Genomic DNA, 24,635 nt, shown 5'->3' with positions numbered 1-24,635 from the left:
TATCAGAATTGTCTGCTTATCCTTACGGCCTCAAAAAAGCAGGTTATGCTAAATAGTGTTAGGCGGATGTTTTAGCCTGTTATAAATCGAGGTTTGAATAGCATTAATTGCTAAAGGAGAATAATCATGAATAAGACAGCTGCAATCATTTCTGCCTGTGCGTTTACTTTTGCCCTGAGCGCCTGTTCCGGTAACAACTACGTGATGCACACCAACGATGGTCGTTCTATCGTTTCGGAAGGGAAACCGACTACCGATAATGATACCGGGATGATTTCGTACAAAGATGCTAACGGGAACAAGCAGCAGATCAACCGCACGGACGTGAAAGAGATGAAAGAGATCGAGCATTAACAGATCGCAGGCGAAAAAAAAGCACCGCAAATTGGCGGTGCTACATTAATCACTATGGACAGACAGGGTAAATGTACAGGAAGTGAAAAATTGGTAGCGTTGCTACCGTGGTCTGAATCGCAGACCAATTGCAAACACAACAACACAACATCACAACCGTAAGCCAAAAGCCCTTCAGAACACGCATTCCGAAAAAAGCTCTTCGTTCCGGCTCAGGAAGTGCCGCCACTATAGGTATTTGCTGGTAGTTCCTCAACGGACAAATTATAATGGCTCAGATAAAAAAAACTAATAGGTTAAACGTTGTTTCCTGTTTGTTAAATTCCGTTAACATCTAAGCCAGATAACCATGTCAAAGCGATTGCCACCTCTTAATGCATTACGAGTTTTTGATGCAGCAGCACGTCATCTGAGCTTTACCCGCGCAGCAGATGAGCTTTTTGTGACACAGGCCGCAGTAAGTCACCAAATCAAGTCTCTGGAGGATTTTCTGGGCCTTAAGCTGTTTCGTCGACGCAACCGTTCGTTGCTGTTGACTGAAGAGGGGCAGAGCTATTTTCAGGATATTAAAGAGATTTTTTCCCAGCTTACGGAAGCCACGCGTAAGCTGCAGGCTCGCAGTGCAAAAGGTGCTCTGACCGTCAGTTTATTGCCCAGTTTTGCCATTCATTGGCTGGTGCCAAGACTCTCAAGCTTTAACTCAGCTTATCCGGGGATCGACGTTCGAATCCAGGCGGTAGATCGTCAGGAGGACAAGCTGGCCGATGACGTGGATGTCGCCATTTTTTATGGTCGCGGTAACTGGCCGGGCTTGCGCGTAGAAAAATTATACGCAGAATATCTCCTGCCGGTCTGTTCTCCTCTGCTGTTAACAGGTGAGAAGGCGCTGAAGTCACCCGCCGATCTGGCTCAGCATACGCTTTTGCATGATGCCTCTCGCCGCGACTGGCAAACTTATACCCGTCAATTAGGTCTTACACATATTAACGTGCAGCAGGGACCCATTTTTAGCCACAGTGCGATGGTGTTACAGGCTGCCATTCACGGGCAGGGCGTGGCGTTGGCGAACAACGTCATGGCGCAGTCCGAAATTGAGGCAGGCCGCCTGGTTTGCCCTTTTAATGATGTACTGGTCAGCAAGAATGCGTTTTATCTGGTTTGTCATGACAGTCAGGCAGAACTGGGTAAAATAGCCGCCTTCCGGCAGTGGATACTGGCGAAAGCGGCAACCGAGCAAGAAAAATTCCGCTTCAGGTATGAGCAATAACGTTTGTGTGCCGGGCACGCATCAACTCAGGACTTAAACATGACCAGCCGATTCATGCTGATTTTTGCCGCGGTGAGTGGCTTTATTTTTGTTGCACTGGGCGCCTTTGGCGCACATGTATTAAGCAAGTCTTTAGGCGCAGTAGAGATGGGCTGGATCCAGACCGGCCTTGAATATCAGGCGTTCCACACGCTGGCTATTTTTGGGCTGGCGGTGGCGATGCAGCGTCGTATCAGTATCTGGTTTTACTGGAGCAGCGTGTTTATGGCGCTGGGTACCGTGTTGTTCAGCGGTAGCTTGTACTGCCTTGCGCTCTCACATTTGCGCCTGTGGGCGTTCGTTACACCTGTCGGCGGCTTCAGCTTCCTGGCGGGTTGGGTATTAATGTTTATCGGAGCTATCCGTCTGAAACGCAAGGGCGTTGTTCATGAATAAGGTTGTTTTATATTGTCGCCCGGGGTTTGAGAAAGAGTGCGCCGCGGAAATTACCGATAAAGCGGCGAAGCGCGAAGTCTTCGGCTTTGCCCGCGTTAAAGAAAACGCGGGCTATGTGGTATTCGAGTGCTATCAGCCTGAAGACGCAGACAAGCTGGCGCGCGAGCTGCCGTTCAGCTCGCTGATCTTTGCTCGCCAGATGTTTGTCGCGGGTGAGCTGCTGAAGGATCTTCCGCCGGAAGACCGCATCACGCCAATTGTCGGCATGCTGCAGGGCGTGGTGGAGAAGGGCGGCGATCTGCGCGTTGAAGTGGCGGATACCAACGAAAGTAAAGAGCTGATGAAGTTCTGCCGTAAGTTCACCGTGCCGCTGCGTGCGGCGCTGCGTGATGCAGGCGTGCTGACGAACTACGAAACGCCGAAGCGTCCGGTGGTGCATATCTTCTTTATCGCACCAGGCTGCTGCTATACAGGCTATTCGTACACCACCAACAACTCTCCCTTCTTTATGGGCATTCCGCGTTTGCGCTTCCCGTCCGATGCGCCAAGCCGTTCCACGCTCAAGCTGGAAGAGGCGTTCCACGTCTTTATCCCGGCGGATGAGTGGGATGAACGTCTGGCAAACGGCATGTACGCCGTCGACCTTGGCGCGTGCCCGGGCGGCTGGACCTATCAGCTGGTGAAACGCAATATGTGGGTATCGTCCGTTGATAACGGTCCAATGGCGCAAAGCCTGATGGACACCGGGCAGGTTACCTGGCTGCGGGAAGACGGTTTCCGCTATCGCCCGAACCGTAACAACATCTCGTGGATGGTGTGCGATATGGTTGAGAAGCCAGCAAAAGTGGCCGCGCTGATGGCCTCCTGGCTGGTGAACGGCTGGTGTCGTGAGACCATTTTCAACCTCAAGCTGCCGATGAAAAAGCGCTATGAGGAAGTGTCGCAGAACCTGGCCTACATTCAGGAGCAGATGGACGAGCACGGTATTAACGTGGAGATCCAGGCGCGTCAGCTGTATCACGACCGTGAAGAGGTGACGGTGCATATTCGTCGCTGGTGGGCAGCGGTTGGCGGGCGTCGCGACGAGCGATAGTGCGCTGATTGCCCCTCACCCCGGCCCTCTCCCCAAAGGGGCGAGGGGGGAAAAGACCGCACCGGGCAGTTCCCTCTCCCCCATGGGGAGAGGGTTAGGGTGAGGGGATATCAACGTTCTAACCGCAACTGCTGTAAATTCCCGTCCAGCTGTAAATCCGTCTGTAGCGTTGCGATTTCCCGGCAAATAAACGCCATCTCTTTATGCGCCTCCAGCTTCTTGCGCCACTTTTCTGGCACCTCATCCAGACGGGCGTAAATCCCTTCCAGACTCTGAAAATCCTTCAGCAGCTGCGCGGCGCTCTTCGGCCCAATACCGGCGACACCCGGAACCTTAGAGCTGCTGATGCCTGCCAGCCCCCAGTAATCCGGCAGTTGCTCAGGCGAGACGCCGAACTCGCTGGCAATAAACGGCGCGTCCAGCCAGCGTTTTTGAAAATAGTCGCGAATGCGGATAGTCGGAGAAAGCAGCTGGCAGTAGCCTTTGTCAGTTGAAACGATAGTGGCCTGATGCCCGGCGCTTGCCACCTTTACGGCCAGAGTGGCAGCGAGATCGTCGGCTTCATTTCCCTGTGCACCCCAGCAGGGAACGCCACGCTGTTCAAATGCAGCGCGCAGCATGGGCAATTCAGCGTGAAGATCGTCCGGCATCGGGGCGCGTCCGGCTTTGTAGTCGGGCAGACGCTGGTGACGCCAGCCCGTGTTGCGGGCTTCGTCATCAAATACTGCGACCGCGTGGGTGGGCTCACTGTGGCGGATAAGCTGCTCCAGCGCGTGCAGGCAGGTGTCTTTACAAGGCGTCCCCTGTACCGCATGGATACGGCGGATCAGGTTAAGAGCATCGACGATAAGTAAATGAACGGCCACAGATAATCTCCCTTCTATCTCATGCGTGAAGGGTAACACTGTCAGCAGCGTGAAACTATGAATGGTGGGGAAAACAGGAAGAAGCCTCGCAAAACGAGGCTTCCTGAGAGGCTTAATCGCAGGTCACAATCTTCATCGCCAGGCCGCCACGAGAGGTTTCGCGGTATTTGGCGTTCATATCTTTACCGGTTTCGTACATGGTTTCGATAACCTTATCGAGACAGACGCGCGGCTCGCTGGTGCGGCGCAGCGCCATACGTGCCGCGTTCACCGCCTTCACGGAGGCAATCGCGTTACGTTCGATGCACGGTACCTGTACCTGTCCGGCAACCGGGTCACAGGTCAGTCCCAGGTTATGTTCCATGCCGATTTCCGCAGCAATGCACACCTGTGTAGGGCTTGCACCCAGCAGTTCGGCCAGACCCGCCGCCGCCATGGAGCACGCCACGCCGACTTCACCCTGACAGCCCACTTCCGCACCGGAAATAGACGCGTTCATCTTATACAGCGAACCAATCGCACTGGCGACCAGCAGGTAGCGTGCCAGTGAGTTCGCGTTCACTTCACGGATAAACTTGTCGTAGTACGCCAGCACCGCCGGAACGATACCGCAGGCACCGTTAGTCGGCGCGGTGACCACGCGGCCCCCTGCGGCGTTCTCTTCGTTTACCGCCAGGGCGAACATGTTGATCCAGTCTACAACGGCCATCGGGTCCGTCGTCGTTTTGTCGGTGCTCACCAGCATACGGCGCAGCGCAGCAGCGCGACGCGGCACGCGAAGCTTGCCCGGCAGAACGCCCTCGGTGGTGATCCCGCGCTCAATACCGCCGCGCATCACTTCCCAGACGTTAGTGAAGTGCTGTTCGAGCTCTTCTTTACTGTGAAGCGCCAGCTCGTTTTTCATCATCAGGCCGGAGAGGGAAAGGCCCGTCTCCTGGCAGTGACGCTGAAGATCCGCCGCCGTTTTGTACGGATACGGCACTTCTACAGAAGAGGTATTGGTTTGACCAAAGTGGTCTTCGTCGACGATAAAGCCGCCGCCGATAGAGTAATACGTCTGGCTGTATACCGCTTTGTCGCCGGCCAGCGCGGTAATGCGCATGCCGTTTTCGTGCAGCGACAGGTTGTCCGCATGGAAATTCATGCAGTGGTCAACCGGGAATTCAACCTCATGCTCACCGTTCGCCAGCAGCAGGCGGCCGTGGGTGTTCACATCCTGGATGAAGCCAGGGATCGCATCAATATCAACGGTGTCCGGCAGGTTTCCCGCCAGGCCCATGATAATGGCGATATCGGTATGGTGGCCTTTCCCGGTCAGGGAAAGCGAGCCGTATACATCGACAACCACGCGGGTAATGTCATGCAAGATGCCGCGTGCAATCAAGTCATCCGTGAACTGCTTACCGGCTTTCATTGGTCCGACGGTGTGAGAGCTGGAAGGACCAATACCGATTTTGAAGATATCGAATACGCTAATCATGATGCGTCCATTGCTTTCAGTCAGAGAGGGAGGAGTGCGCCGTCCGAAGACGGCGCGGGTGATAATCAGAACATGGTGTACAGGGAGTAGAAGATCGCAGAGATTGCGATAAGACCCATGATAACCACAAAGACGTTGCTCACATGACCGCTGTACTTGCGCATAGCAGGGACTTTCTGAATCGCGTACATCGGCATCAGGAACAGAATCATCGCGATGACCGGGCCGCCCAGGGTTTCAATCATGCCCAGGATGCTTGGGTTCAGGGTCGCTACCGCCCAGGTGGTGAGCAGCATGAACAGCGCAGTGATTTTGTTCAGCTTGTTGATTTCAATGCTCTTGCCTTTACCGCGCAGAGATTTAATCACCATACCGTTGAAGCCTTCACGCGCGCCGAGGTAGTGGCCCAGGAAGGATTTGGTGATGGCGATAATCGCGATGATTGGTGCCATCCACGCAATGACCGGTGCGTTAAAGTGGTTCGCCAGGTAAGACAGAATAGAGATGTTCTGCTCTTTCGCTGCCGCCAGATCCACCGGGGAAAGGCTCAGTACGCAGCTGAAGACGAAGAACATTACGGTCAGTACCATCATGATGTGAGCGCGCGCCAGGATGCTGGAGCACTTCTTCTCTGCGCCATTACCGTACTCTTCACGTTTCGCCACAGCGAAAGAAGAGATGATTGGAGAGTGGTTGAAGGAGAATACCATCACCGGAATTGCCAGCCAGAGGGTCATCAGCAGGCCGTTACCGGTTGCCGATGCGCTGCTCAGGGACAGGGTTTCCAGCGCTGCACCGTTCCACTGTGGGATCAGGTAGCAAGCCAGTACCATCAGAGCAATAACGAACGGGAAGACCAGTACGCTCATTGCTTTCACAATCATCTGCTCACCGAAGCGAACGATGGTCATCATGCCCACGATCAGGATCAGCGACAGAATCGCACGCGGCGGCGGCGTCATGTGCAGCTGGTGCATCATGAAGCTTTCAACGGTGTTGGTGATCGCCACGCTGTAGACCAGCAGAATAGGGTAAATCGCGAAGAAGTAGAGCAGGGTAATCAGTTTACCTGCGCCAACGCCGAAATGCTCTTCAACAACTTCAGTGATGTCTTCGCCCGGGTTTTTACCGGACAGCACGAAGCGGGTCAGACCGCGGTGTGCGAAGAAGGTCATCGGGAAAGCAATGATAGCCATGATGATCAGCGGGATCAGACCGCCGACGCCTGCGTTGATAGGAAGGAACAGTACACCAGCGCCGATTGCTGTGCCGTAAAGGCCAAGCATCCACATGGTATCCGTTTTGCGCCAACCACTTCGGGATTCAATCGAAGCAACGGTGCTGGTTTGAGTGGTTTCCATCTGTATCTCCTGGAGGAAGCAAATTGTCAGGTTTTTAGTCAAATCCGATGAAAAAGTGCCTGACGGTAATATGAAATTCGTTCAGTGACGGTTTTTTAATAATTTTCGCCCGTAACTATTGGCGGGCGGAAAGATACATTCTAGTTATGAATCTATCAGTGATCCTGATCCCAAATGCAATAATCCACTTATGATGTGGGCATCTTTAGACCATTTATCTGTTAAAAAAACGTCAAAGAGAATTTACGGGCGCGAAGGCTACCACCAACGACATGTGAGCTGAAAGACTGGCCCGTGATATAGGTGTCTTTAGCTGTAAAGAAATGGGTTTTTAGTATTTTCTGGCAGATAATTTGGATTAAGGCTGATAATTTACGGTTGAAAAAACTAGGTAATCGTTTGCGTTTGCGCATAGTTTGTAAAAGACATAAGTGATGCGTATGAATTACCTCGTAATAAAAAAAGCCGGGACGCGCAACAGGGCGACCCGGCTTTGATCAGATGCTGTTGAGCGTTATGTGCAGATTTCGTAGCAAGGAATATAGGCTGAGCCCGGCAGCTTCATGCGGTGCTGAGCGACAAAGCCCTGCAGCATGTCGTCCATGCGGCGCATCATCTCCGGGTCGCCGTGGATCTTGTACGGACCGTACTGTTCAATGGCGCGGATGCCCATCTCTTTCACGTTGCCCGCAACAATCCCGGAGAAGGCACGACGCAGATCGGCAGCCAGGACTTCCACCGGCTGGTCCGGATAGAGTTTCAGGTTCGCCATATTTTCGTGCGTTGGCTCGAACGGGATCTGCAGGTCCGGCGCGATACGGATTGACCAGTTAAAGCTGTACGCATCGCCGGTATCGCGACGGTTTTCTTTTACCAGCGGCATCGCTTTTTTCATCTGGCGCGCCACTTCTGCGGCATCGTCAATGATGATGCGATAGTGACGACGCGCGGATTCGCCCAGCGTGTGTACGATAAACTCGTCCAGCACGCGGAAGTAGTCGGCGCTCTCTTTTGGACCGGTCAGGATCAGCGGCAGAACCTGATCTTTGTTGGCCGGATTCATCAGAATACCCAGCAGATAGAGCAGTTCTTCCGCTGTCCCCACGCCGCCCGGGAAGATGATAATGCCGTGGGCGATACGGACAAACGCTTCAAGACGTTTCTCGATATCCGGCATGATAATCAGCTCGTTAACCAGCGGGTTAGGCGGCTCAGCGGCTATGATTGACGGCTCGGTCATGCCGATAAACCGTCCCTCTTTGTAACGCTGTTGCGCGTGTCCCACTGCGGCACCTTTCATTGGCGCTTCCATCGCACCCGGACCGCAGCCGGTACAGATATTCAGCTCGCGCAGGCCAAGCTGTGTGCCCACCCGACGCGCATAAAGGTATTCGGTTTCGTTAATGGAGTGGCCGCCCCAGCAGACGACCATGTTCGGCGCTTCGCCAACGTGCAGGGCACGGGCGTTACGCAAAATGGAGAACACCAGGTTGGTGATATGGACTGAGCTTTCCAGGTCGAGATGCTGGAAACGGCCTGCGTTGTGGATCTGCCCGTTAACAAACAGGATGTCACGCAGCACGGCAAACAGGTTAGCCTGAAGTGAACGAATGATACGGCCGTCGACAAAGGCCTCTTCCGGCGGGTTGATGACTTCAAGCTTCACGCCACGCTCGCGGCGCAGCACGTTGATATCAAAGCTTTCGAAGCGGGACAGCAGTTCTTTACTGTTATCTGTCAGGCTTCCGGAGTTCAGTACGGCAAGTGAACAGTTACGAAACAGTTGATAAAGATCGCTGCTGGCCGTGCGCTTAAGCATGTCCACTTCCAGCTGCGACAACATATCCATTGAGCCAAGCGGGCTAATATGTGTAATCAAGTGAGCTCCTTACGGGACGATTATCGTCTTTCCCTGTTGATTACAATAGCCCTGGCGCGTGACGTTTCACAACCTAAAGCGCGGAAGATACCGCGCATATTGTGAAAATATTTATATTACTGACGCACCAGCCGCCCCGTTGCTGGCACAAAATCGGTGTTGGTGCGCCACGGGTTGATGTCCAGACCGCCACGGCGGGTGTAGCGCGCGTAAACGCTCAGTTTTTCTGGCTGGCAGAAACGCTGAATATCGCTAAAGATACGCTCCACGCACTGCTCGTGAAATTCGTTGTGATGGCGGAACGACACCAGGTAGCGCAGCAACTTTTCCCGGTCAATTTTCGGACCGCGGTACTGGATCTGCACCGAGCCCCAGTCCGGCTGGTGGGTGATCAGGCAGTTGGATTTCAGCAGATGGCTGACCAGCGTCTCTTCGACCACCTTTCCGCTCGCCGCGTTTTCGAGGTAATCGGCGCTGAATTCATAATTCTCCACCTCAATATCCTGATCGTCGATGCAGGTCCCGTTGAAGTGGGCGACCGGCTGCCCTTCCAGTTCGTGCAGGCGATACAGTGAAACGCTCACCTTTCCCTGCGCGCAGGCGCTTAAATCACGTTCCAGGGTGTGCTGAACGTCGTCCCAGCTGTTGAATTTTGTCTGGTTAAAACTGTTGAGATAGAGCTTAAAGCTTTTGGATTCCACGAGATTAACGCTGGCGTAATCCAGCTCAACGTGGCCCACCGCCACCTGCGGCAGACCGCGCGCGTTAAGCCACGAGAGTTCGTACAGCGTCCAGATGTCACCGCCGACAAACGGCAATGCGTCTGCATGCAGGCCCAGAGGATCGCGGTTCAGGCTGCGCGGCACGCCCTGCAGCAGGCTTGCATCGTAGGTATCGCGGTAATCGGTCGATTTCCCCAGCGTTAAGCCGGTTAACGCCTGATGATTTTCGTAAGACATGTTTCATAGCCACTTTACAGGTACACTTATGGCCTGAGTTTATCCTGTCTGACAAGAAGAGAGAAATCGGTGGACATCGAAACTGCAAATGCCCTCACTAGCTTCACGACCCGCTATTGCGACGCATGGCATGAAAAGGACCAGACATGGCCGCAAAGTGCTGATTTGTATGGCGTACCTTCGCCGTGCATTATCTCTTCAGTCGACGATTACGTTATCTGGCAGCCAAAACCTTTCGACGGCGAGCAAAATGTAAATGCGGTTGAGCGGGCAATGGACATTGTGGTACAACCAGCAGTTCATGCGTTTTATACCACGCAGTTCGCAGGGGATATGCCTGCGCGCTTTGCTGATATCACGCTGACGCTGTTGCAGACCTGGAGCGAAGACGATCTGCAGCGTGTTCAGGAAAACCTGATTGGTCACCTGGTCACGCAAAAACGCCTGAAGCTTTCTCCGACGCTCTTTATTGCCACGCTGGACAGCGAACTGGACGTTATCTCCGTCTGTAACCTGTCAGGTGAAGTGGTTAAAGAGACTATCGGCACCCGCAATCGCGAGACTCTCGCCCCCTCTCTTGCGGATTTCCTTACCCGACTTGAGCCACTTCTGTAATCCTTGATGCTATAGCGCGTGTGAGAGATCTCTTACAACGTTTGTGAGAGATCGCTGAAGATTCAGTATTACCTCATTTAATTCAGATTAATATCACTCTATTTTTCAACGAATTACTTGTTCATCGTATTGTTTTTAGGGATTTCTTACGGCTTACAACCCAGAAAGGGTGGGTTGTAAGACGAAGCGGAATAGCGGATTCTATTTCTGTCGACAGGACGCCGACACGAGAAACGAACATCAGGATGATGGCGTTTCTTACACAGGACTCGTCAGGATGGCGCTTCAGGAAGGCTTCAGGATGAAGCGAAGTGGATAACGCAGGATGCGTAAGGGACACCTCCAGGAAGGAGAACGAGAGCCGGTCAGGATGGTCGGTGGGTCAGGAAGGCCAGGACGTTTCAGGATGAGACAAACACGTCAGGAAGATGTGTGCAGGATGCATCGGCTTACGGATGACCAGGCCTTCGGGCGTCAGGAAAAGTTGTCACGGATGAGCAGGGAGCACGAATTGTAGCTGGAATGCTGCGAAACGAACCGGGAGCACTGTTTTTACAGTGCTCCCTTTTTTTATTTCTGCCTTCCGCAATGCTATGCTGCGCGCCGTTCACTTTTTCAGTTGAGGTTACTATGACGCAACACGATAGCGTTCGTGCTCAGTTGCACGCCATCGAAGCCCTTTTGCGCCAACATCAGCTGTGGCAGGAGACCGCGCCGCAGCCAGAAGCGTTCGCGAGCACTCAGCCCTTCTGCCTGGATACGCTGGCCCCGTTTGAATGGCTGCAGTGGGTGTTAATTCCGCGCATGCACGCCCTGCTTGAGGGCGATCACCCGCTTCCGCAGGCGTTTGCTGTCTCTCCCTACTATGAAATGGCGCTCGAGGCGACACACCCGGCGCGCGACGTGATGCTGGTCGAACTGGAAAAACTGGATGCCCTGTTTGCCGGTGAAGATGCATGACGCTTGAGATCCTCTATCAGGACGAGTGGCTGGTGGCGGTGAATAAACCGTCAGGCTGGCTGGTACACCGCAGCTGGCTCGATCGCGATGAGAAAGTGGTGGTGATGCAGACCGTTCGCGACCAGATTGGTCAGCATGTTTTTACCGCCCATCGTCTCGACAGGCCGACCTCCGGCGTGCTGCTGATGGGGCTTTCCAGCGAGGCGGGGCGTCTGCTGTCACAGCAGTTTGAACAGCATCAGATGCAAAAGCGCTACCACGCGATCGTGCGCGGCTGGCTGACGGAAGCCGCCACGCTGGACTATCCGCTGGTGGAGGAGCTGGACAAAATCGCCGATAAATTTGCCCGCGATGACAAAGGTCCGCAGCCCGCAGTAACGGATTATCGCGGCATGGCGACGACCGAAATGCCGGTTGCAACCAGCAAATTCCCGACCACACGCTACAGCCTGGTTGAGCTTTTGCCTAAAACCGGGCGTAAGCACCAGCTGCGACGCCATCTTGCGCACCTGCGCCACCCGATTATTGGCGACAGCAAACACGGTGATTTGCGCCAGAACCGTAGTGCGGCCGAACACTTTGGCTGCCATCGTCTGATGCTGCACGCCAGCGAGCTGAGCCTGATGCACCCGTTTACCGGCGAGCCGCTGACCATCCGTGCGGGGCTGGACGACGTCTGGATGCAGGCGCTGTCACAGTTTGGCTGGCTGGGACAACTCCCCGAAAATGAAAGGGTTGAGTTTGTATCGGGCAACGTTCAGGATGAACGGTAAACGCATTCATTATGGGAAAATATCATGGCTGAAGTAGGCATTTTTGTCGGCACAATGTACGGCAACTCGCTGCTGGTAGCGGAAGAGGCTGAGGCAATACTCGCCAGCCAGGGCCATAAAGCCACGGTCTATGAAGACCCGGAACTGGCAGACTGGGAAAAGTATAAAGATAAATACATTCTGGTGGTGACCTCCACCACCGGGCAGGGCGATCTGCCGGACAGCATCGTGCCGCTGTTTCAGGGCATTAAAGACCAGCTTGGCTATCAGCCAGACGTGCACTACGGCATCATTGCCCTGGGCGACAGCTCTTACGCCAACTTCTGCGGCGGCGGCAAGCAGTTCGATGCGCTCCTGCAGGAGCAGAGCGCTCAGCGCGTCGGCGAGATGCTGCTGATTGATGCCGGGGAGCATCCTGAACCCGAAAGCGAATCGAACCCATGGGTCGAGCACTGGGCAACTCTCCTTAAATAGTTATCCAGGCCGGGTAAGGCATAGCCGCCACCCGGCGATACACCCCGCTCCAAACGCCAAATCCGTGAACCACCTTCCATTCCCCTGGGCTTATGCCATAAACAACCTCTCATACACCCTTTAATACTGTGTTTCTGCACGGTGAGGTGATGAGGCACTCCTTCATATACTTTTCCGGTCACTATAAAACGGCGTCAGGCCGTACCAAAACGACAAAACACCAATCTCATTCTGATTACCCTACCGGTGCTGTACAGAATGAACCAGGCGAAAGCTATGTTTCAGGAGTGCAACAATGAGTACATTAAGCCACGCAGCGAGCAGCGCTGAAAAGCGCACTAATGCCCGCTACTGGATAGTGGTGATGCTGTTTATCGTCACATCCTTTAACTATGGTGACCGCGCCACGCTGTCGATTGCCGGTTCGGAAATGGCAAAAGATATCGGCCTTGATCCGGTGGGCATGGGTTACGTTTTCTCCGCATTCTCATGGGCCTACGTCATCGGACAAATTCCTGGCGGCTGGCTGCTGGACCGTTTTGGATCTAAACGCGTCTATTTCTGGTCTATCTTTATCTGGTCGATGTTTACCCTGTTGCAGGGTTTCGTCGATATCTTCAGCGGCTTCGGCATTATCGTGGCGCTCTTCACGCTGCGCTTCCTGGTAGGCTTAGCGGAAGCACCTTCCTTCCCGGGGAACAGCCGCATTGTCGCTGCCTGGTTCCCGGCGCAGGAGAGGGGAACGGCGGTGGCGATTTTCAACTCCGCACAGTACTTCGCGACGGTGATCTTCGCGCCAATCATGGGCTGGCTGACGCATGAGGTGGGCTGGTCGCACGTCTTCTTCTTCATGGGCGGGCTTGGGATCGTCATCAGCTTCGTCTGGCTGAAAGTGATCCACGAACCCAATCAGCATCCTGGCGTGAACAAAAAAGAGCTGGAGTACATCGCGGAAGGCGGCGCGCTGATCAATATGGATCAGAAATCCGCAAAAGCAAAAGTCCCGTTCAGCCAGAAATGGGCGCAGATCAAGCAGCTCGTCGGCTCGCGCATGATGATCGGTATCTATCTGGGCCAGTACTGTATTAACGCCTTAACCTACTTCTTCATCACCTGGTTCCCGGTATACCTGGTGCAGGCACGCGGCATGTCGATTCTGAAAGCGGGATTTGTCGCGTCGGTCCCGGCAATTTGCGGCTTCGTCGGCGGCGTGCTCGGCGGAGTGATTTCCGACTGGCTGATGCGCCGTACCGGCTCGCTGAACATCGCGCGTAAAACCCCGATTGTGCTCGGCATGCTGCTCTCCATGACCATGGTGTTCTGTAACTACGTCAACGCCGAATGGATGATTATCGGCTTTATGGCAATGGCCTTCTTCGGCAAAGGCATTGGCGCGCTGGGCTGGGCGGTGATGGCGGATACGGCACCGAAAGAGATCAGCGGCCTGAGCGGCGGCCTGTTCAACATGTTCGGCAACATCTCCGGGATTGTTACGCCGATCGCTATCGGCTACATCGTCGGCACCACCGGCTCTTTCAACGGTGCGCTAATCTACGTGGGTGTGCATGCGCTGGTGGCGGTGCTGAGTTACCTGGTGCTGGTAGGGGATATCAAACGCGTCGAACTTAAACCTGTTGCGGAGCGTGGATGATGACAACGCAATCGAGCCCAACCGTTACGGAGATGAAGGTTATTCCGGTGGCCGGGCAGGACAGCATGCTGCTCAATATCGGCGGGGCACATAACGCCTGGTTTACCCGTAATATCGTCGTGCTGAAAGACAGCGCTGGGAATACCGGCGTGGGCGAGGCCCCGGGCGGAGAGGTGATTTACCAGACGCTGGTCGATGCCATTCCGCAAGTGGTGGGCCAGGAGGTCGCCCGTCTGAACAAGGTGGTTCAGCGGGTGCATAAGGGCAATCAGTCGGCAGACTTTGATACGTTCGGTAAAGGTGCCTGGACGTTTGAACTGCGCGTCAACGCGGTCGCCGCGCTGGAGGCCGCCCTGCTCGATTTACTGGGTAAGGCGCTCAATGTTCCGGTTTGCGAGCTGCTGGGGCCCGGCAAACAGCGTGATGCGGTTACCGTGCTGGGCTATCTATTCTACGTTGGCGATCGCACTAAGACCGATCTCCCCTATCTGGCTCGATCCACGGGCGATCACGACTGGTATCGCCTGCGCCACCAGGAAGCGCTCTCCAGCGACGCGGTGGTGCGGCTGGCCGAGGCTGCGCAGGATCGCTACGGCTTTAAGGATTTCAAGCTGAAGGGCGGCGTGCTGCCCGGCGAGCAGGAGATTGATACGGCCCGGGCGCTGAAAAAACGCTTTGCTGATGCGCGGATCACCGTCGATCCCAACGGCGCCTGGCTGCTGGAGGAAGCGATTAGCCTGTGCAAGGGGCTGGGGGATGTCCTGACCTATGCGGAAGATCCCTGCGGTGCGGAGCAGGGCTTCTCGGGCCGTGAAGTCATGGCCGAGTTTCGCCGCGCCACCGGGCTGCCTGTCGCGACCAATATGATCGCCACCAACTGGCGTGAAATGGGTCATGCGGTGATGCTGAACGCCGTCGACATACCGCTGGCGGACCCTCACTTCTGGACGCTTTTAGGCGCAGTGCGCGTGGCGCAGCTGTGCGATGACTGGGGGCTGACCTGGGGCTGTCACTCTAACAACCACTTTGATATTTCGCTGGCGATGTTTACCCACGTTGGCGCGGCGGCGCCGGGTAACCCGACCGCCATCGATACCCACTGGATTTGGCAGGAAGGGGAAGCCCGCCTGACGAAAAATCCGCTGGAAATCATCAACGGCAAGATTGCCGTACCGGATGCGCCGGGGCTGGGCGTGGAGATTGACTGGGATCAGATCCATAAAGCCCATGAGGCGTATAAAAAGCTACCGGGCGGCGCGCGTAACGACGCGGGCCCGATGCAGTACCTGATCCCCGGCTGGACATTTGACCGTAAGCGCCCTGTTTTTGGACGTCACTGATAAAAGGATTACACGATGAGTACTTTTACGACCCCTGTCGTCACTTCCATGCAAATCATTCCGGTTGCGGGCCATGACAGCATGCTGATGAACCTGAGCGGCGCGCATGCGCCATTCTTCACCCGCAATATTGTCATTATCAAAGACAATTCCGGGCATACGGGCGTGGGCGAAATTCCGGGCGGGGAGAAAATCCGCCAGACGCTGGAAGATGCCATTCCGCTGGTGGTAGGCAAAACGCTGGGTGAGTATAAAAATGTCCTCAACACCGTGCGTAACACCTTTGCCGATCGCGATGCCGGAGGGCGTGGCCTGCAGACTTTCGATCTGCGCACCACCATCCACGTGGTGACCGGGATTGAATCCGCGTTGCTGGATCTGCTGGGTCAGCATCTGGGCGTCAACGTTGCGTCGCTGCTGGGCGAGGGTCAGCAGCGCAGCGAAGTGGAAATGCTGGGCTATCTGTTCTTTGTCGGCGACCGCAGGCTGACGCCATTGCCTTATCAGAGCCAGCCGGATGAACAATGCGACTGGTACCGACTTCGCCACGACGAGGCGATGACCCCGGATGCGGTGGTGCGCCTGGCGGAAGCCGCGTACGAAAAATATGGCTTTAACGATTTCAAACTGAAGGGCGGCGTGCTGGCAGGTGAGGAAGAGGCGGAAGCCGTTACCGCGCTGGCAAAACGTTTCCCGCAGGCCCGCGTGACGCTGGATCCGAACGGCGCGTGGTCGCTAGATGAAGCGATCAAAATTGGCAAGCAGCTGAAAGGCGTGCTGGCGTATGCGGAAGATCCGTGTGGGGCTGAACAGGGCTTCTCGGGCCGTGAAGTTATGGCGGAGTTCCGTCGCGCCACGGGGCTGCCGACCGCGACCAATATGATTGCCACCGACTGGCGTCAGATGGGACACACCCTGTCATTGCAGTCCGTCGATATTCCGCTGGCGGACCCGCACTTCTGGACGATGCAGGGGTCGGTGCGCGTGGCGCAAATGTGCCACGAGTTTGGCCTGACCTGGGGCTCGCACTCTAATAACCACTTCGACGTGTCGCTGGCGATGTTCACGCACGTTGCCGCCGCCGCGCCGGGCACGATTACCGCTATCGACACGCACTGGATCTGGCAGGAGGGTAATCAGCGTCTGACTAAGCAGCCGTTTGAGATCAAAGGTGGCATGGTGCAGGTGCCTTCCACGCCGGGGCTGGGGGTTGAGCTGGATATGGACCAGGTCATGAAAGCCCATGAGCTGTATCAAAAACACGGTCTGGGCGCCCGTGACGACGCCATGGCGATGCAGTATCTGATCCCCGACTGGACATTCGACAATAAACGCCCGTGCATGGTACGATAAACGCATTGGGACCGCTCCCACAAGCGGTCTTTTACGTGGTGTATGCTTAACGTAACGACTATGCGTAAGGATGGCTTATGAAAATTGTTATCGCACCGGACTCGTATAAGGAAAGTTTGAGTGCGCTTGAGGTTGCGACAGCGATAGAACGTGGTTTTCGCGAGATCTTTCCCGAGGCGGTTTACGTCAAACTGCCGGTCGCGGACGGTGGCGAAGGGACGGTTGAGGCGATGATCGCGGCAACGCAGGGACGCATTGTGCATGTTCCGGTGACCGGCCCGCTGGGTGAGCGCGTGGAAGGATTTTATGGCTTATCCGGTGACGAGCAAAGTGCCTTTATTGAAATGGCGGCGGCAAGCGGCCTGGAGCTGGTCGTTCCTTCGCAGCGTAATCCCCTGAAAACCACCTCGTGGGGCACGGGCGAACTTATTCGTCACGCGCTGGACGCAGGCGTTAAGCATATCATCATCGGCATTGGCGGCAGCGCCACCAATGACGGCGGGGCAGGGATGGTGCAGGCGCTGGGGGCAAAGCTGCTGGACGACAGCGGGCAGCCCCTTGGGCAGGGCGGGGGCGAGCTGGGAAAACTCGCGCGTATCGACCTGAGCGGGCTGGACAGACGTCTGGCGGAGTGCCGGATTGAGGTCGCCTGTGATGTGACGAATCCGCTCACCGGAAAGGATGGCGCATCAGCCGTATTTGGTCCGCAAAAGGGGGCCACTCCCGAGATGATCGTCACCCTGGACAACGCGCTGGCGCAGTATGCGAGAGTCATTGCCCGGGATCTGGATATCGATGTGCTAAACCTGGCTGGCGGCGGCGCGGCGGGTGGCATGGGGGCCGCGCTGTACGCCTTTTGCGGCGCGCAGCTGCGCCAGGGCATTGAGATCGTGACCGATGCGCTACACCTGGCCGACCATGTGGCCGATGCGGATCTGGTGATCACGGGAGAAGGCCGCATCGACAGCCAGACGATCCACGGCAAAGTCCCGGTGGGCGTGGCGAAAGTGGCGAAACGCTTTAACAAACCCGTCATCGGCATTGCAGGCAGCCTGACGGCGGACGTTGGCGTGGTACACGATCACGGCATTGATGCGGTGTTTAGCGTGATCTACACCATCTGCTCACTGGAGGATGCGCTGGAAAATGCCAGCGAGAACGTCAGGATGGCCGCCAGGAATATCGCGGCGGTACTGAAGGTGGGGCAGGGAATGTAGTTATCCCTCTCCCTGAGGGAGAGGGGCGGGGTGAGGGCATCAGGCCGCACCCGCAATCATAGGCCCGGTAAGCGTAGCGCCACCGGGCTTTTATCTCAGCTTCCCAGCAACTTCGTCGCTTCGCGCGTTACGTTATCCATCTCATCCAGCAGCTCCAGAAACTCCGGTTCAAGCTCCGATTCCGGCGTGCCGGCACGCAGCTGCTGCTCCAGCAGCTGGCAGAGGTTTTTCAGCCGCGGCACGCCGCTGTACCCGCAGCTGCCGTGCAGCTTGTGGATCGCTTCCAGCAGCGCTTCCGGATTTTCACCCACCAGCTGCTCTTCTACCTTATTGCGAATTTCCGGCAGAAACGCGACCAGCATTTGCAGCATTTCGCGGGCTAAATCGGGTTTACCTGCCGCCTGGCGCAGCGCGAGCTGCCAGTCAAAGGTGGCGTTCTGGTTAACGCTGATTTCAACCGGCTCGCTGGAAACCGTGTACGTCCCGCCAATGTGACCCGGCTTATAGCGTAACAGCAGGTTATGAAGTTTCTCTTCATCGATGGGCTTCGCCAGATAGTCATTCATTCCGGCGCTCAGCAGCTTCTCTTTCTGACCGGCCATCGCGTGCGCGGTGACCGCAATGACCGGGGTTTGCTGCTGGTGCGGCAGCTGGTGGATCAGCTCGCAGGCCCGAATGCCATCCATGCCCGGCATCTGAATATCCATCAGGATTAAATCGAACTGCATCTGCTTCGCCTGTTCAACCGCCTGCGCGCCGCTGGTGCAGAGCTCAACGTGCTGAACCTGGTCCTCAAGCAATGCGCCAATCAGCTTCAGGTTGGCCTGATTATCATCCACCGCCATCACGCTCATCGGCAATTTTTGCTCGTCGTTAATCAGAGGGAGAGCATGCTGGCTAAGACGGCAATACTCCGTGAGCGCGGGCAGGAGGCGGGTTGAGGTGAGCGGCTTAAGCAGACACGCGGCGGCTCCGTCGTTTTTCAACTCCTCTGCATTAATCTGGGCATGGCAGGGTAGCGCCAGCAGCAGATAGTCGGTCATTGAGGCGGCTTTCGCCAGCCGCTCCTGCTGCATGGTCAGTTCGCCGGTGAAGGTGACCGGGATCCCCATCAGCAGAATATCGTAATGCTCAACGGCAAGCGCTGAGAAGGTTGGGCTGTAAACTACCTCCAGCGGCGTGGTGCTTAAAATATCGAGCGCACACTGCGCTGCCGCCGCGTTAGGTTCGACGTAGGCCAGGCGCTTGCCTTTCAGGCAGTCCGTCACCGGGCCATCGGTCAAAACGTTCGGATTGAGGTCCAGATTAATGTGGAACCAGAAGGTTGAACCGCGGTTCGGCTGGCTGTGGAAAGAGATATCGCCGCCCATCTCGTTCACCAGGCGCTGCGTGATCACCAGCCCCAGGCCGGTACCGCCATGACGGCGGGAGATACTGGCGTCCGCCTGACGGAACGCCTGGAACAGACGCGACTGATCCCGCTCAGGAATACCGATGCCGGTATCGCGGATCTGGACTTCAATCTGCACCTTATTGCTGCTGATAGAGCGTTTTTCTACCAGAATGTCAATGTTACCGCTTTCGGTGAATTTAATCGCATTCCCGACAAGGTTGGTAATGACCTGCTGCAGGCGCAGCGGATCGCCAATGACGTTATCCGGCACGTCGTTTTTAATGTTGAGCGTCAGCTCAAGGCCCTTGTCGTGCGACGAGTGCGCGAGCAGCGTCACCACCTCATCGAGCGTACTGCGCAGCGGGAACGGAATGCTTTCCAGGATCAGCTTGCCCGCTTCCAGCTTGGAGAAGTCCAGCACGTCGTTGATGATCGCCAGCAGGTTGTTAGCCGAACGTTCAATGGTGTGCAGGTGATCGCGCTGAGTCGGGTTAAGCTCGCTTTTCAGCGTCAGGCGGGTAAAGCCGATCACGCCATTGAGCGGCGTACGCAGCTCGTGCGACATATTGGCCAGGAATTCCGACTTAATACGTGCCGCTTCCTGGGCGCGCTTTTTCGCCAGATCCAGCTCAACGTTCTGGATCTCCATCTGCTCCAGCGTTTCGCGCAGGTCGGACGTCGCCTGGTCAACGTTGTGCTGCATCTCTTCGTGATACGCCGCGAGCGACATGGCCATTGAGTTGATGCCGTTCTTCAGCATGTCCAGCTCGCCCAGCATAAACCCTTCCACCCGGCTGTCGAGCTGTCCCCGGCGGATGCGGTCAACCGTATTAACCATGTTGCGGATGGGGCCCGTCACGTCGCGCATCAGGCGCCAGCCGAAGATCAGCGCAATGCCAATGCAGAACAGCATCATCACGCCAGAGATAAAAATTTCTTTGTACTGTTGTAGCCGGACCGACTTGAGATCCAGCTCCAGCGCCACATATCCCAGCATATTGTTGCTGGATTTGGCGTCGGATTGCGCTGACTCATCGGGGGAATAGCTTTCCGACACGATCGGCGTGCGCAGGATCATGATATCGCCGCGCCGCAAGACGGTGAGGTGGCGCGGGAACGGCGTACCGTCCGGGATCTTCAGGGCCGCCGGATCGAGATGAAAATTCGAGGTGACAAACAGGCGGTTATGTTCGTCGTAAACGGAAATGGCGCGTACGATGTCCGAGTGACGGCGGTGGAGCACGCTGATTAACTGGCCAATGGATTCGCGGTTTTGCAGGTTCATGCCGTACTCGCTGGAAACGGCAAGCGGTTCGATAATGCTGGCGCCTGCATCCTCAAGCTGTCGCTGCAAATCGTTATAGCGGTGCACAACAAAGAAGATACTCAGCAGCAAACCGATGAGAACGGTGGGGGCGAGGATCAAAATCATCATGCGCGCGCGCAGGCTGTAGTTGGTCATGGCGTTCCGTTATGGGACAATTAAGATAATTATGTTTATGTGAGAAAAATCTCGGCGATGGCGCAATTCTACTCTGCAAAGCGACGCGTGACGACGCGTCAAATCATTACTGTTGAAGCCACGGACCTCGATCCGTTTGGTCAGGGAGTGGCACGTCACAACGGTAAGGCTCTGTTTATAACAGGTTTACTGCCGACAGAACGAGCAGAAATTACGCTGACGGAAGATAAACGCCAGTTCGCGCGCGGACAGGTTAAGCGTCGCCTCAACGATAGCCCGGATCGCGTGAAGCCCCGCTGCCCACATTTTGGCGTTTGCGGAGGCTGCCAGCAACAGCATGCGAGCACAGAATTACAGCAAAAAAGCAAAAGCCGCGCGCTGGCGCGTCAGCTTAAACATGACGTTAACGAAATTCTCGCCGATGTGCCCTGGGGCTATCGGCGACGCGCGCGCCTGAGCCTCAGCTATCAGCCAAAAACGGCGCGGCTGGAGATGGGGTTTCGCAAGGCCGGTTCCAGTGACATCGTCGATGTGCAGCAGTGCCCCATTTTGGTGCCCCATCTTGAGGCATTGCTTCCGGAGGTGCGCACCTGTCTCTCCGGGCTGGACGGCGTTCGCCACCTCGGGCATGTCGAACTGGTCATGGCCAACAATGGACCGCTGATGGTGCTGCGCCATACCGCGCCGCTGTCGAAAAAAGATCGCGAAAAACTGGAACGCTTTTCGCATTCCCACGACCTGGCGCTTTTCCTTGCACCACAAAGCGAGATACTTGAGCAGGTTACCGGTGAGGCGCCCTGGTATGCGTCAAACGGGCTACGCTTAACGTTCAGCCCGCGGGATTTCATTCAGGTGAATGACGGCGTTAACCAACTGATGGTTGAGAAAGCGCTGACGTGGCTGGATGTTCAGAAAAGCGATCGGGTGCTCGACCTGTTCTGCGGAATGGGCAACTTCACGCTGCCGCTGGCGCAAAAAGCGGCCAGCGTCGTCGGCGTGGAAGGCGTCGAGGCGCTGGTGGCTAAAGGGCAAGAGAACGCGCAGCAGAACGGCTTGCAAAATGTGACATTCTTTCATCAAAATCTTGAAGAAGATGTCACCCAACAGCCGTGGGCAAAACAGGGCTTTGATAAAATTTTGCTCGACCCGGCGCGTGCCGGTGCCCCGGGTGTGATGGCACATATTATTAAACTCGCGCCGAAGCGTGTGGTCTATGTTTCCTGTAACCCGGCAACGCTTGCCCGGGACAGCGAGGCATTAATCAGCGCGGGTTACCAGATTCAGCGTCTGGCAATGCTGGACATGTTCCCGCACACTGGACATCTGGAATCGATGGTGTTGTTCGAGCACATCTAATTTGTTTGGCTTGTCGACTTCGACAGGCCCAAGTCCCTAAAGGAGAGGACAATGGTTGCGGTAAGAAGTGCACATCTCAATAAAGCTGGGGAATTTGACCCACAAAAATGGATCGCAAGTCTGGGAATTTCCAGCCAGCAGTCGTGTGAACGCTTAACCGAAACCTGGGCCTATTGTCTGCGCACCACGCAGGGGCATCCCGACGCCGATCTTCTCCTGTGGCGCGGCGTGGAGATGGTGGAAATCTTATCCATGCTGAACATGGATATTGAAACGCTGCAGGCCGCGCTTCTCTTCCCCCTCGCGGATGCGGACGTGGTCAGCGAAGACGTGCTGCGCGACAGCGTCGGGAAATCCGTCGTCGCGCTGATCCACGGCGTGCGCGATATGGCGGCCATTCGCCAGCTCAAAGCCGCGCACACCGATTCCGTCTCCTCTGAGCAGGTCGATAACGTTCGCCGGATGCTGCTGGCCATGGTGGATGATTTCCGCTGCGTGGTCATCAAGCTTGCCGAGCGGATTGCCCATCTGCGTGAGGTGAAGGATGCGCCGGAAGACGAGCGCGTGCTGGCGGCCAAAGAGTGTACAAATATCTACGCGCCGCTGGCGAACCGCTTAGGCATTGGTCAGCTGAAATGGGAGCTGGAAGATTACTGCTTCCGCTATCTGCACCCGGCGGAATATAAACGTATTGCCAAACTCCTTCATGAACGCCGTATCGACCGCGAGCACTATATCGAGGAATTTGTCGGCGGCCTGCGCCAGGCGATGAAAGAAGAGAACGTGCGCGCCGAAGTCTACGGCCGGCCTAAGCATATCTACAGCATCTGGCGCAAAATGCAGAAGAAACACCTCGCGTTTGACGAGCTGTTTGACGTGCGCGCCGTGCGTATCGTGGCGGAGCGTCTGCAGGACTGCTACGCCGCGCTGGGGATAGTACACACTCACTTCCGTCATCTGCCCGATGAGTTCGATGACTATGTCGCCAACCCCAAACCGAACGGCTATCAGTCTATCCATACCGTTGTGCTTGGCCCTGGCGGCAAAACGGTCGAGATTCAGATCCGCACCAAACAGATGCACGAGGACGCCGAGCTGGGCGTGGCCGCGCACTGGAAATACAAAGAAGGTACCTCCGGCGGAGCGCGTTCTGGCCACGAAGACCGCATTGCCTGGCTGCGCAAGCTGATTGCGTGGCAGGAAGAGATGGCCGACTCCGGCGAGATGCTCGACGAAGTGCGCAGCCAGGTCTTTGACGATCGCGTCTACGTCTTTACCCCAAAAGGGGACGTTGTTGACCTGCCGGCGGGCTCTACGCCGCTCGATTTTGCCTACCACATCCACAGCGATGTGGGGCACCGCTGCATCGGGGCGAAAATTGGCGGACGTATCGTACCGTTCACCTATCAGCTGCAGATGGGTGACCAGATTGAAATCATTACCCAGAAGCAGCCCAACCCGAGCCGTGACTGGCTTAACCCGAACCTGGGCTACGTCACCACCAGCCGCGGGCGCTCGAAAATTCACGCCTGGTTCCGTAAACAGGATCGTGACAAGAACATCCTTGCCGGCCGCCAGATCCTTGACGACGAGCTGGAGCATATCGGGATAAGCCTGAAAGAGGCGGAGAAATTCCTGCTGCCGCGCTACAACTTCAACGAGCTTGACGAGCTGCTAGCGGCCATTGGCGGCGGTGATATCCGTCTGAATCAGATGGTGAACTTCCTGCAGGCGCAGTTCAATAAGCCAAGCGCGGCAGAGCAGGACGCGGCGGCGCTGAAGCAGCTGCAGCAGAAAACCTATGCGCCGCAGCAGCGCAGCAAAGACAACGGCCGCGTGGTAGTCGAGGGCGTGGGCAACCTGATGCACCACATCGCCCGCTGCTGTCAGCCTATTCCGGGCGACGATATCGTCGGCTTTATCACTCAGGGACGCGGGATTTCGATTCACCGTTCCGACTGCGACCAGCTTGCCGAGCTGCAGTCGCATGCGCCGGAGCGCATCGTGGAAGCGGTCTGGGGTGAGAGCTATTCTGCCGGCTACTCGCTGGTGGTGCGCGTCACTGCCAACGACCGCAGCGGCCTGCTGCGCGACATCACGACCATTCTCGCCAACGAGAAGGTCAACGTGCTGGGCGTCGCCAGCCGCAGCGATACCCGCGAGCAGCTTGCCACCATCGATATGACCATCGAAATCTACAACCTGCAGGTGCTGGGCCGCGTGCTTGGCAAACTGAACCAGGTGCCGGATGTGATTGACGCGCGTCGTCTGCACGGCGGTTAAACACACTCTTCTGTAGGCCGGGTAAGGCTTTGCCGCCACCCGGCTTGTTTTTTTAATGGAAAAC

At 56.1% G+C, this 24,635-nt stretch carries 20 protein-coding genes; 14 read left to right on the top strand and 6 right to left on the bottom strand.

The window, feature by feature from the left end:
• The first annotated feature begins 126 nt into the window (after positions 1-126).
• From SPH27_RS19140 to rlmM, 4 genes are all read left to right on the top strand, one after another.
• Positions 127-354 (top strand): YgdI/YgdR family lipoprotein, encoded by a 228-nt coding sequence (locus tag SPH27_RS19140; protein WP_008499648.1) that lies wholly within the window; start codon positions 127-129, stop codon positions 352-354.
• Positions 355-703: 349 nt separating this feature from the next.
• Entirely contained in the window at positions 704-1,621 is a 918-nt protein-coding gene (gcvA, locus tag SPH27_RS19135; protein WP_023309032.1) for a glycine cleavage system transcriptional regulator GcvA, read from the top strand.
• A gap of 39 nt (positions 1,622-1,660) precedes the next feature.
• Positions 1,661-2,056 carry a DUF423 domain-containing protein gene (locus SPH27_RS19130; RefSeq protein ID WP_023309031.1) on the top strand — a complete coding sequence of 132 codons (396 nt, stop codon included), beginning with the start codon at positions 1,661-1,663 and terminating at the stop codon, positions 2,054-2,056.
• Positions 2,049-3,149, top strand: coding sequence for a 23S rRNA (cytidine(2498)-2'-O)-methyltransferase RlmM (rlmM, locus tag SPH27_RS19125; RefSeq protein WP_023309030.1), 1,101 nt, complete (start codon positions 2,049-2,051; stop codon positions 3,147-3,149). Before SPH27_RS19130 ends, rlmM begins: the two co-directional genes overlap by 8 nt.
• A gap of 110 nt (positions 3,150-3,259) precedes the next feature.
• Here the strand turns inward: rlmM and xni are convergent, their stop codons facing one another.
• The 5 genes from xni to queF all read right to left on the bottom strand — a co-directional run bounded on the left by xni (position 3,260) and on the right by queF (position 9,694).
• Positions 3,260-4,015 carry a flap endonuclease Xni gene (gene xni, locus SPH27_RS19120; RefSeq protein WP_048979245.1) on the bottom strand — a complete coding sequence of 252 codons (756 nt, stop codon included), beginning with the start codon at positions 4,013-4,015 and terminating at the stop codon, positions 3,260-3,262.
• 112 nt (positions 4,016-4,127) lie between these two features.
• Complete coding sequence (locus tag SPH27_RS19115) at positions 4,128-5,495, bottom strand: L-serine ammonia-lyase (protein WP_033146431.1); 1,368 nt, start codon at positions 5,493-5,495, stop codon at positions 4,128-4,130.
• Between the two features lie 65 nt (positions 5,496-5,560).
• Positions 5,561-6,856 (bottom strand): HAAAP family serine/threonine permease, encoded by a 1,296-nt coding sequence (locus tag SPH27_RS19110; protein WP_029741560.1) that lies wholly within the window; start codon positions 6,854-6,856, stop codon positions 5,561-5,563.
• Positions 6,857-7,370: 514 nt separating this feature from the next.
• The gene (gene ppnN, locus SPH27_RS19105) at positions 7,371-8,735 is read right to left on the bottom strand and encodes a nucleotide 5'-monophosphate nucleosidase PpnN (protein WP_047060004.1); all 1,365 of its coding nucleotides are present in this window, start codon (positions 8,733-8,735) and stop codon (positions 7,371-7,373) included.
• Between the two features lie 116 nt (positions 8,736-8,851).
• Entirely contained in the window at positions 8,852-9,694 is an 843-nt protein-coding gene (queF, locus tag SPH27_RS19100; protein ID WP_021241894.1) for an NADPH-dependent 7-cyano-7-deazaguanine reductase QueF, read from the bottom strand.
• Between the two features lie 69 nt (positions 9,695-9,763).
• On the opposite strand from queF, the gene syd reads away from it, so the two are divergent.
• The 8 genes from syd to SPH27_RS19060 all read left to right on the top strand — a co-directional run bounded on the left by syd (position 9,764) and on the right by SPH27_RS19060 (position 18,077).
• Positions 9,764-10,309: a SecY-interacting protein gene (gene syd / locus SPH27_RS19095; protein WP_045888075.1), complete on the top strand. Its 546-nt coding sequence runs from the start codon at positions 9,764-9,766 to the stop codon at positions 10,307-10,309.
• A 630-nt stretch (positions 10,310-10,939) separates the two neighbouring features.
• The gene (locus SPH27_RS19090) at positions 10,940-11,269 is read left to right on the top strand and encodes a YqcC family protein (RefSeq protein ID WP_047060002.1); all 330 of its coding nucleotides are present in this window, start codon (positions 10,940-10,942) and stop codon (positions 11,267-11,269) included.
• On the top strand, positions 11,266-12,042 hold the full coding sequence (gene truC, locus SPH27_RS19085) for a tRNA pseudouridine(65) synthase TruC (protein ID WP_182071550.1): 777 nt from the start codon (positions 11,266-11,268) through the stop codon (positions 12,040-12,042). The genes SPH27_RS19090 and truC overlap by 4 nt, the downstream gene beginning before the upstream one ends.
• A 24-nt stretch (positions 12,043-12,066) precedes the next feature.
• Positions 12,067-12,516 carry a flavodoxin gene (locus SPH27_RS19080; RefSeq protein WP_029741558.1) on the top strand — a complete coding sequence of 150 codons (450 nt, stop codon included), beginning with the start codon at positions 12,067-12,069 and terminating at the stop codon, positions 12,514-12,516.
• Between the two features lie 295 nt (positions 12,517-12,811).
• Positions 12,812-14,167: a galactarate/glucarate/glycerate transporter GudP gene (gene gudP / locus SPH27_RS19075; protein ID WP_023309021.1), complete on the top strand. Its 1,356-nt coding sequence runs from the start codon at positions 12,812-12,814 to the stop codon at positions 14,165-14,167.
• Entirely contained in the window at positions 14,167-15,507 is a 1,341-nt protein-coding gene (locus SPH27_RS19070) for an enolase C-terminal domain-like protein (RefSeq protein WP_182071583.1), read from the top strand. Before gudP ends, SPH27_RS19070 begins: the two co-directional genes overlap by 1 nt.
• 15 nt (positions 15,508-15,522) lie before the next feature.
• Entirely contained in the window at positions 15,523-16,860 is a 1,338-nt protein-coding gene (gene gudD / locus SPH27_RS19065) for a glucarate dehydratase (protein ID WP_182071551.1), read from the top strand.
• Positions 16,861-16,937: 77 nt separating this feature from the next.
• A complete protein-coding gene (locus SPH27_RS19060; protein ID WP_182071552.1) occupies positions 16,938-18,077 on the top strand; it encodes a glycerate kinase in 1,140 nt (379 codons plus the stop codon).
• 95 nt (positions 18,078-18,172) lie between these two features.
• Here SPH27_RS19060 and barA read toward each other — a convergent pair whose 3' ends face one another.
• Positions 18,173-20,932 carry a two-component sensor histidine kinase BarA gene (gene barA, locus SPH27_RS19055; RefSeq protein WP_047059997.1) on the bottom strand — a complete coding sequence of 920 codons (2,760 nt, stop codon included), beginning with the start codon at positions 20,930-20,932 and terminating at the stop codon, positions 18,173-18,175.
• Between the two features lie 57 nt (positions 20,933-20,989).
• Between barA and rlmD the strand changes: the two genes are divergently transcribed.
• Both rlmD and relA read left to right on the top strand, forming a co-directional pair.
• The gene (gene rlmD / locus SPH27_RS19050) at positions 20,990-22,288 is read left to right on the top strand and encodes a 23S rRNA (uracil(1939)-C(5))-methyltransferase RlmD (protein ID WP_182071553.1); all 1,299 of its coding nucleotides are present in this window, start codon (positions 20,990-20,992) and stop codon (positions 22,286-22,288) included.
• A gap of 51 nt (positions 22,289-22,339) precedes the next feature.
• Positions 22,340-24,571, top strand: coding sequence for a GTP diphosphokinase (gene relA, locus SPH27_RS19045; protein WP_023309015.1), 2,232 nt, complete (start codon positions 22,340-22,342; stop codon positions 24,569-24,571).
• Positions 24,572-24,635: the final 64 nt, after the last annotated feature.

The organism is Enterobacter sp. A103 (genome assembly GCF_034427535.1).
Lineage (GTDB): Bacteria > Pseudomonadota > Gammaproteobacteria > Enterobacterales > Enterobacteriaceae > Enterobacter > Enterobacter asburiae_B.
This window is presented reverse-complemented; position numbering and strand designations above follow the sequence as displayed.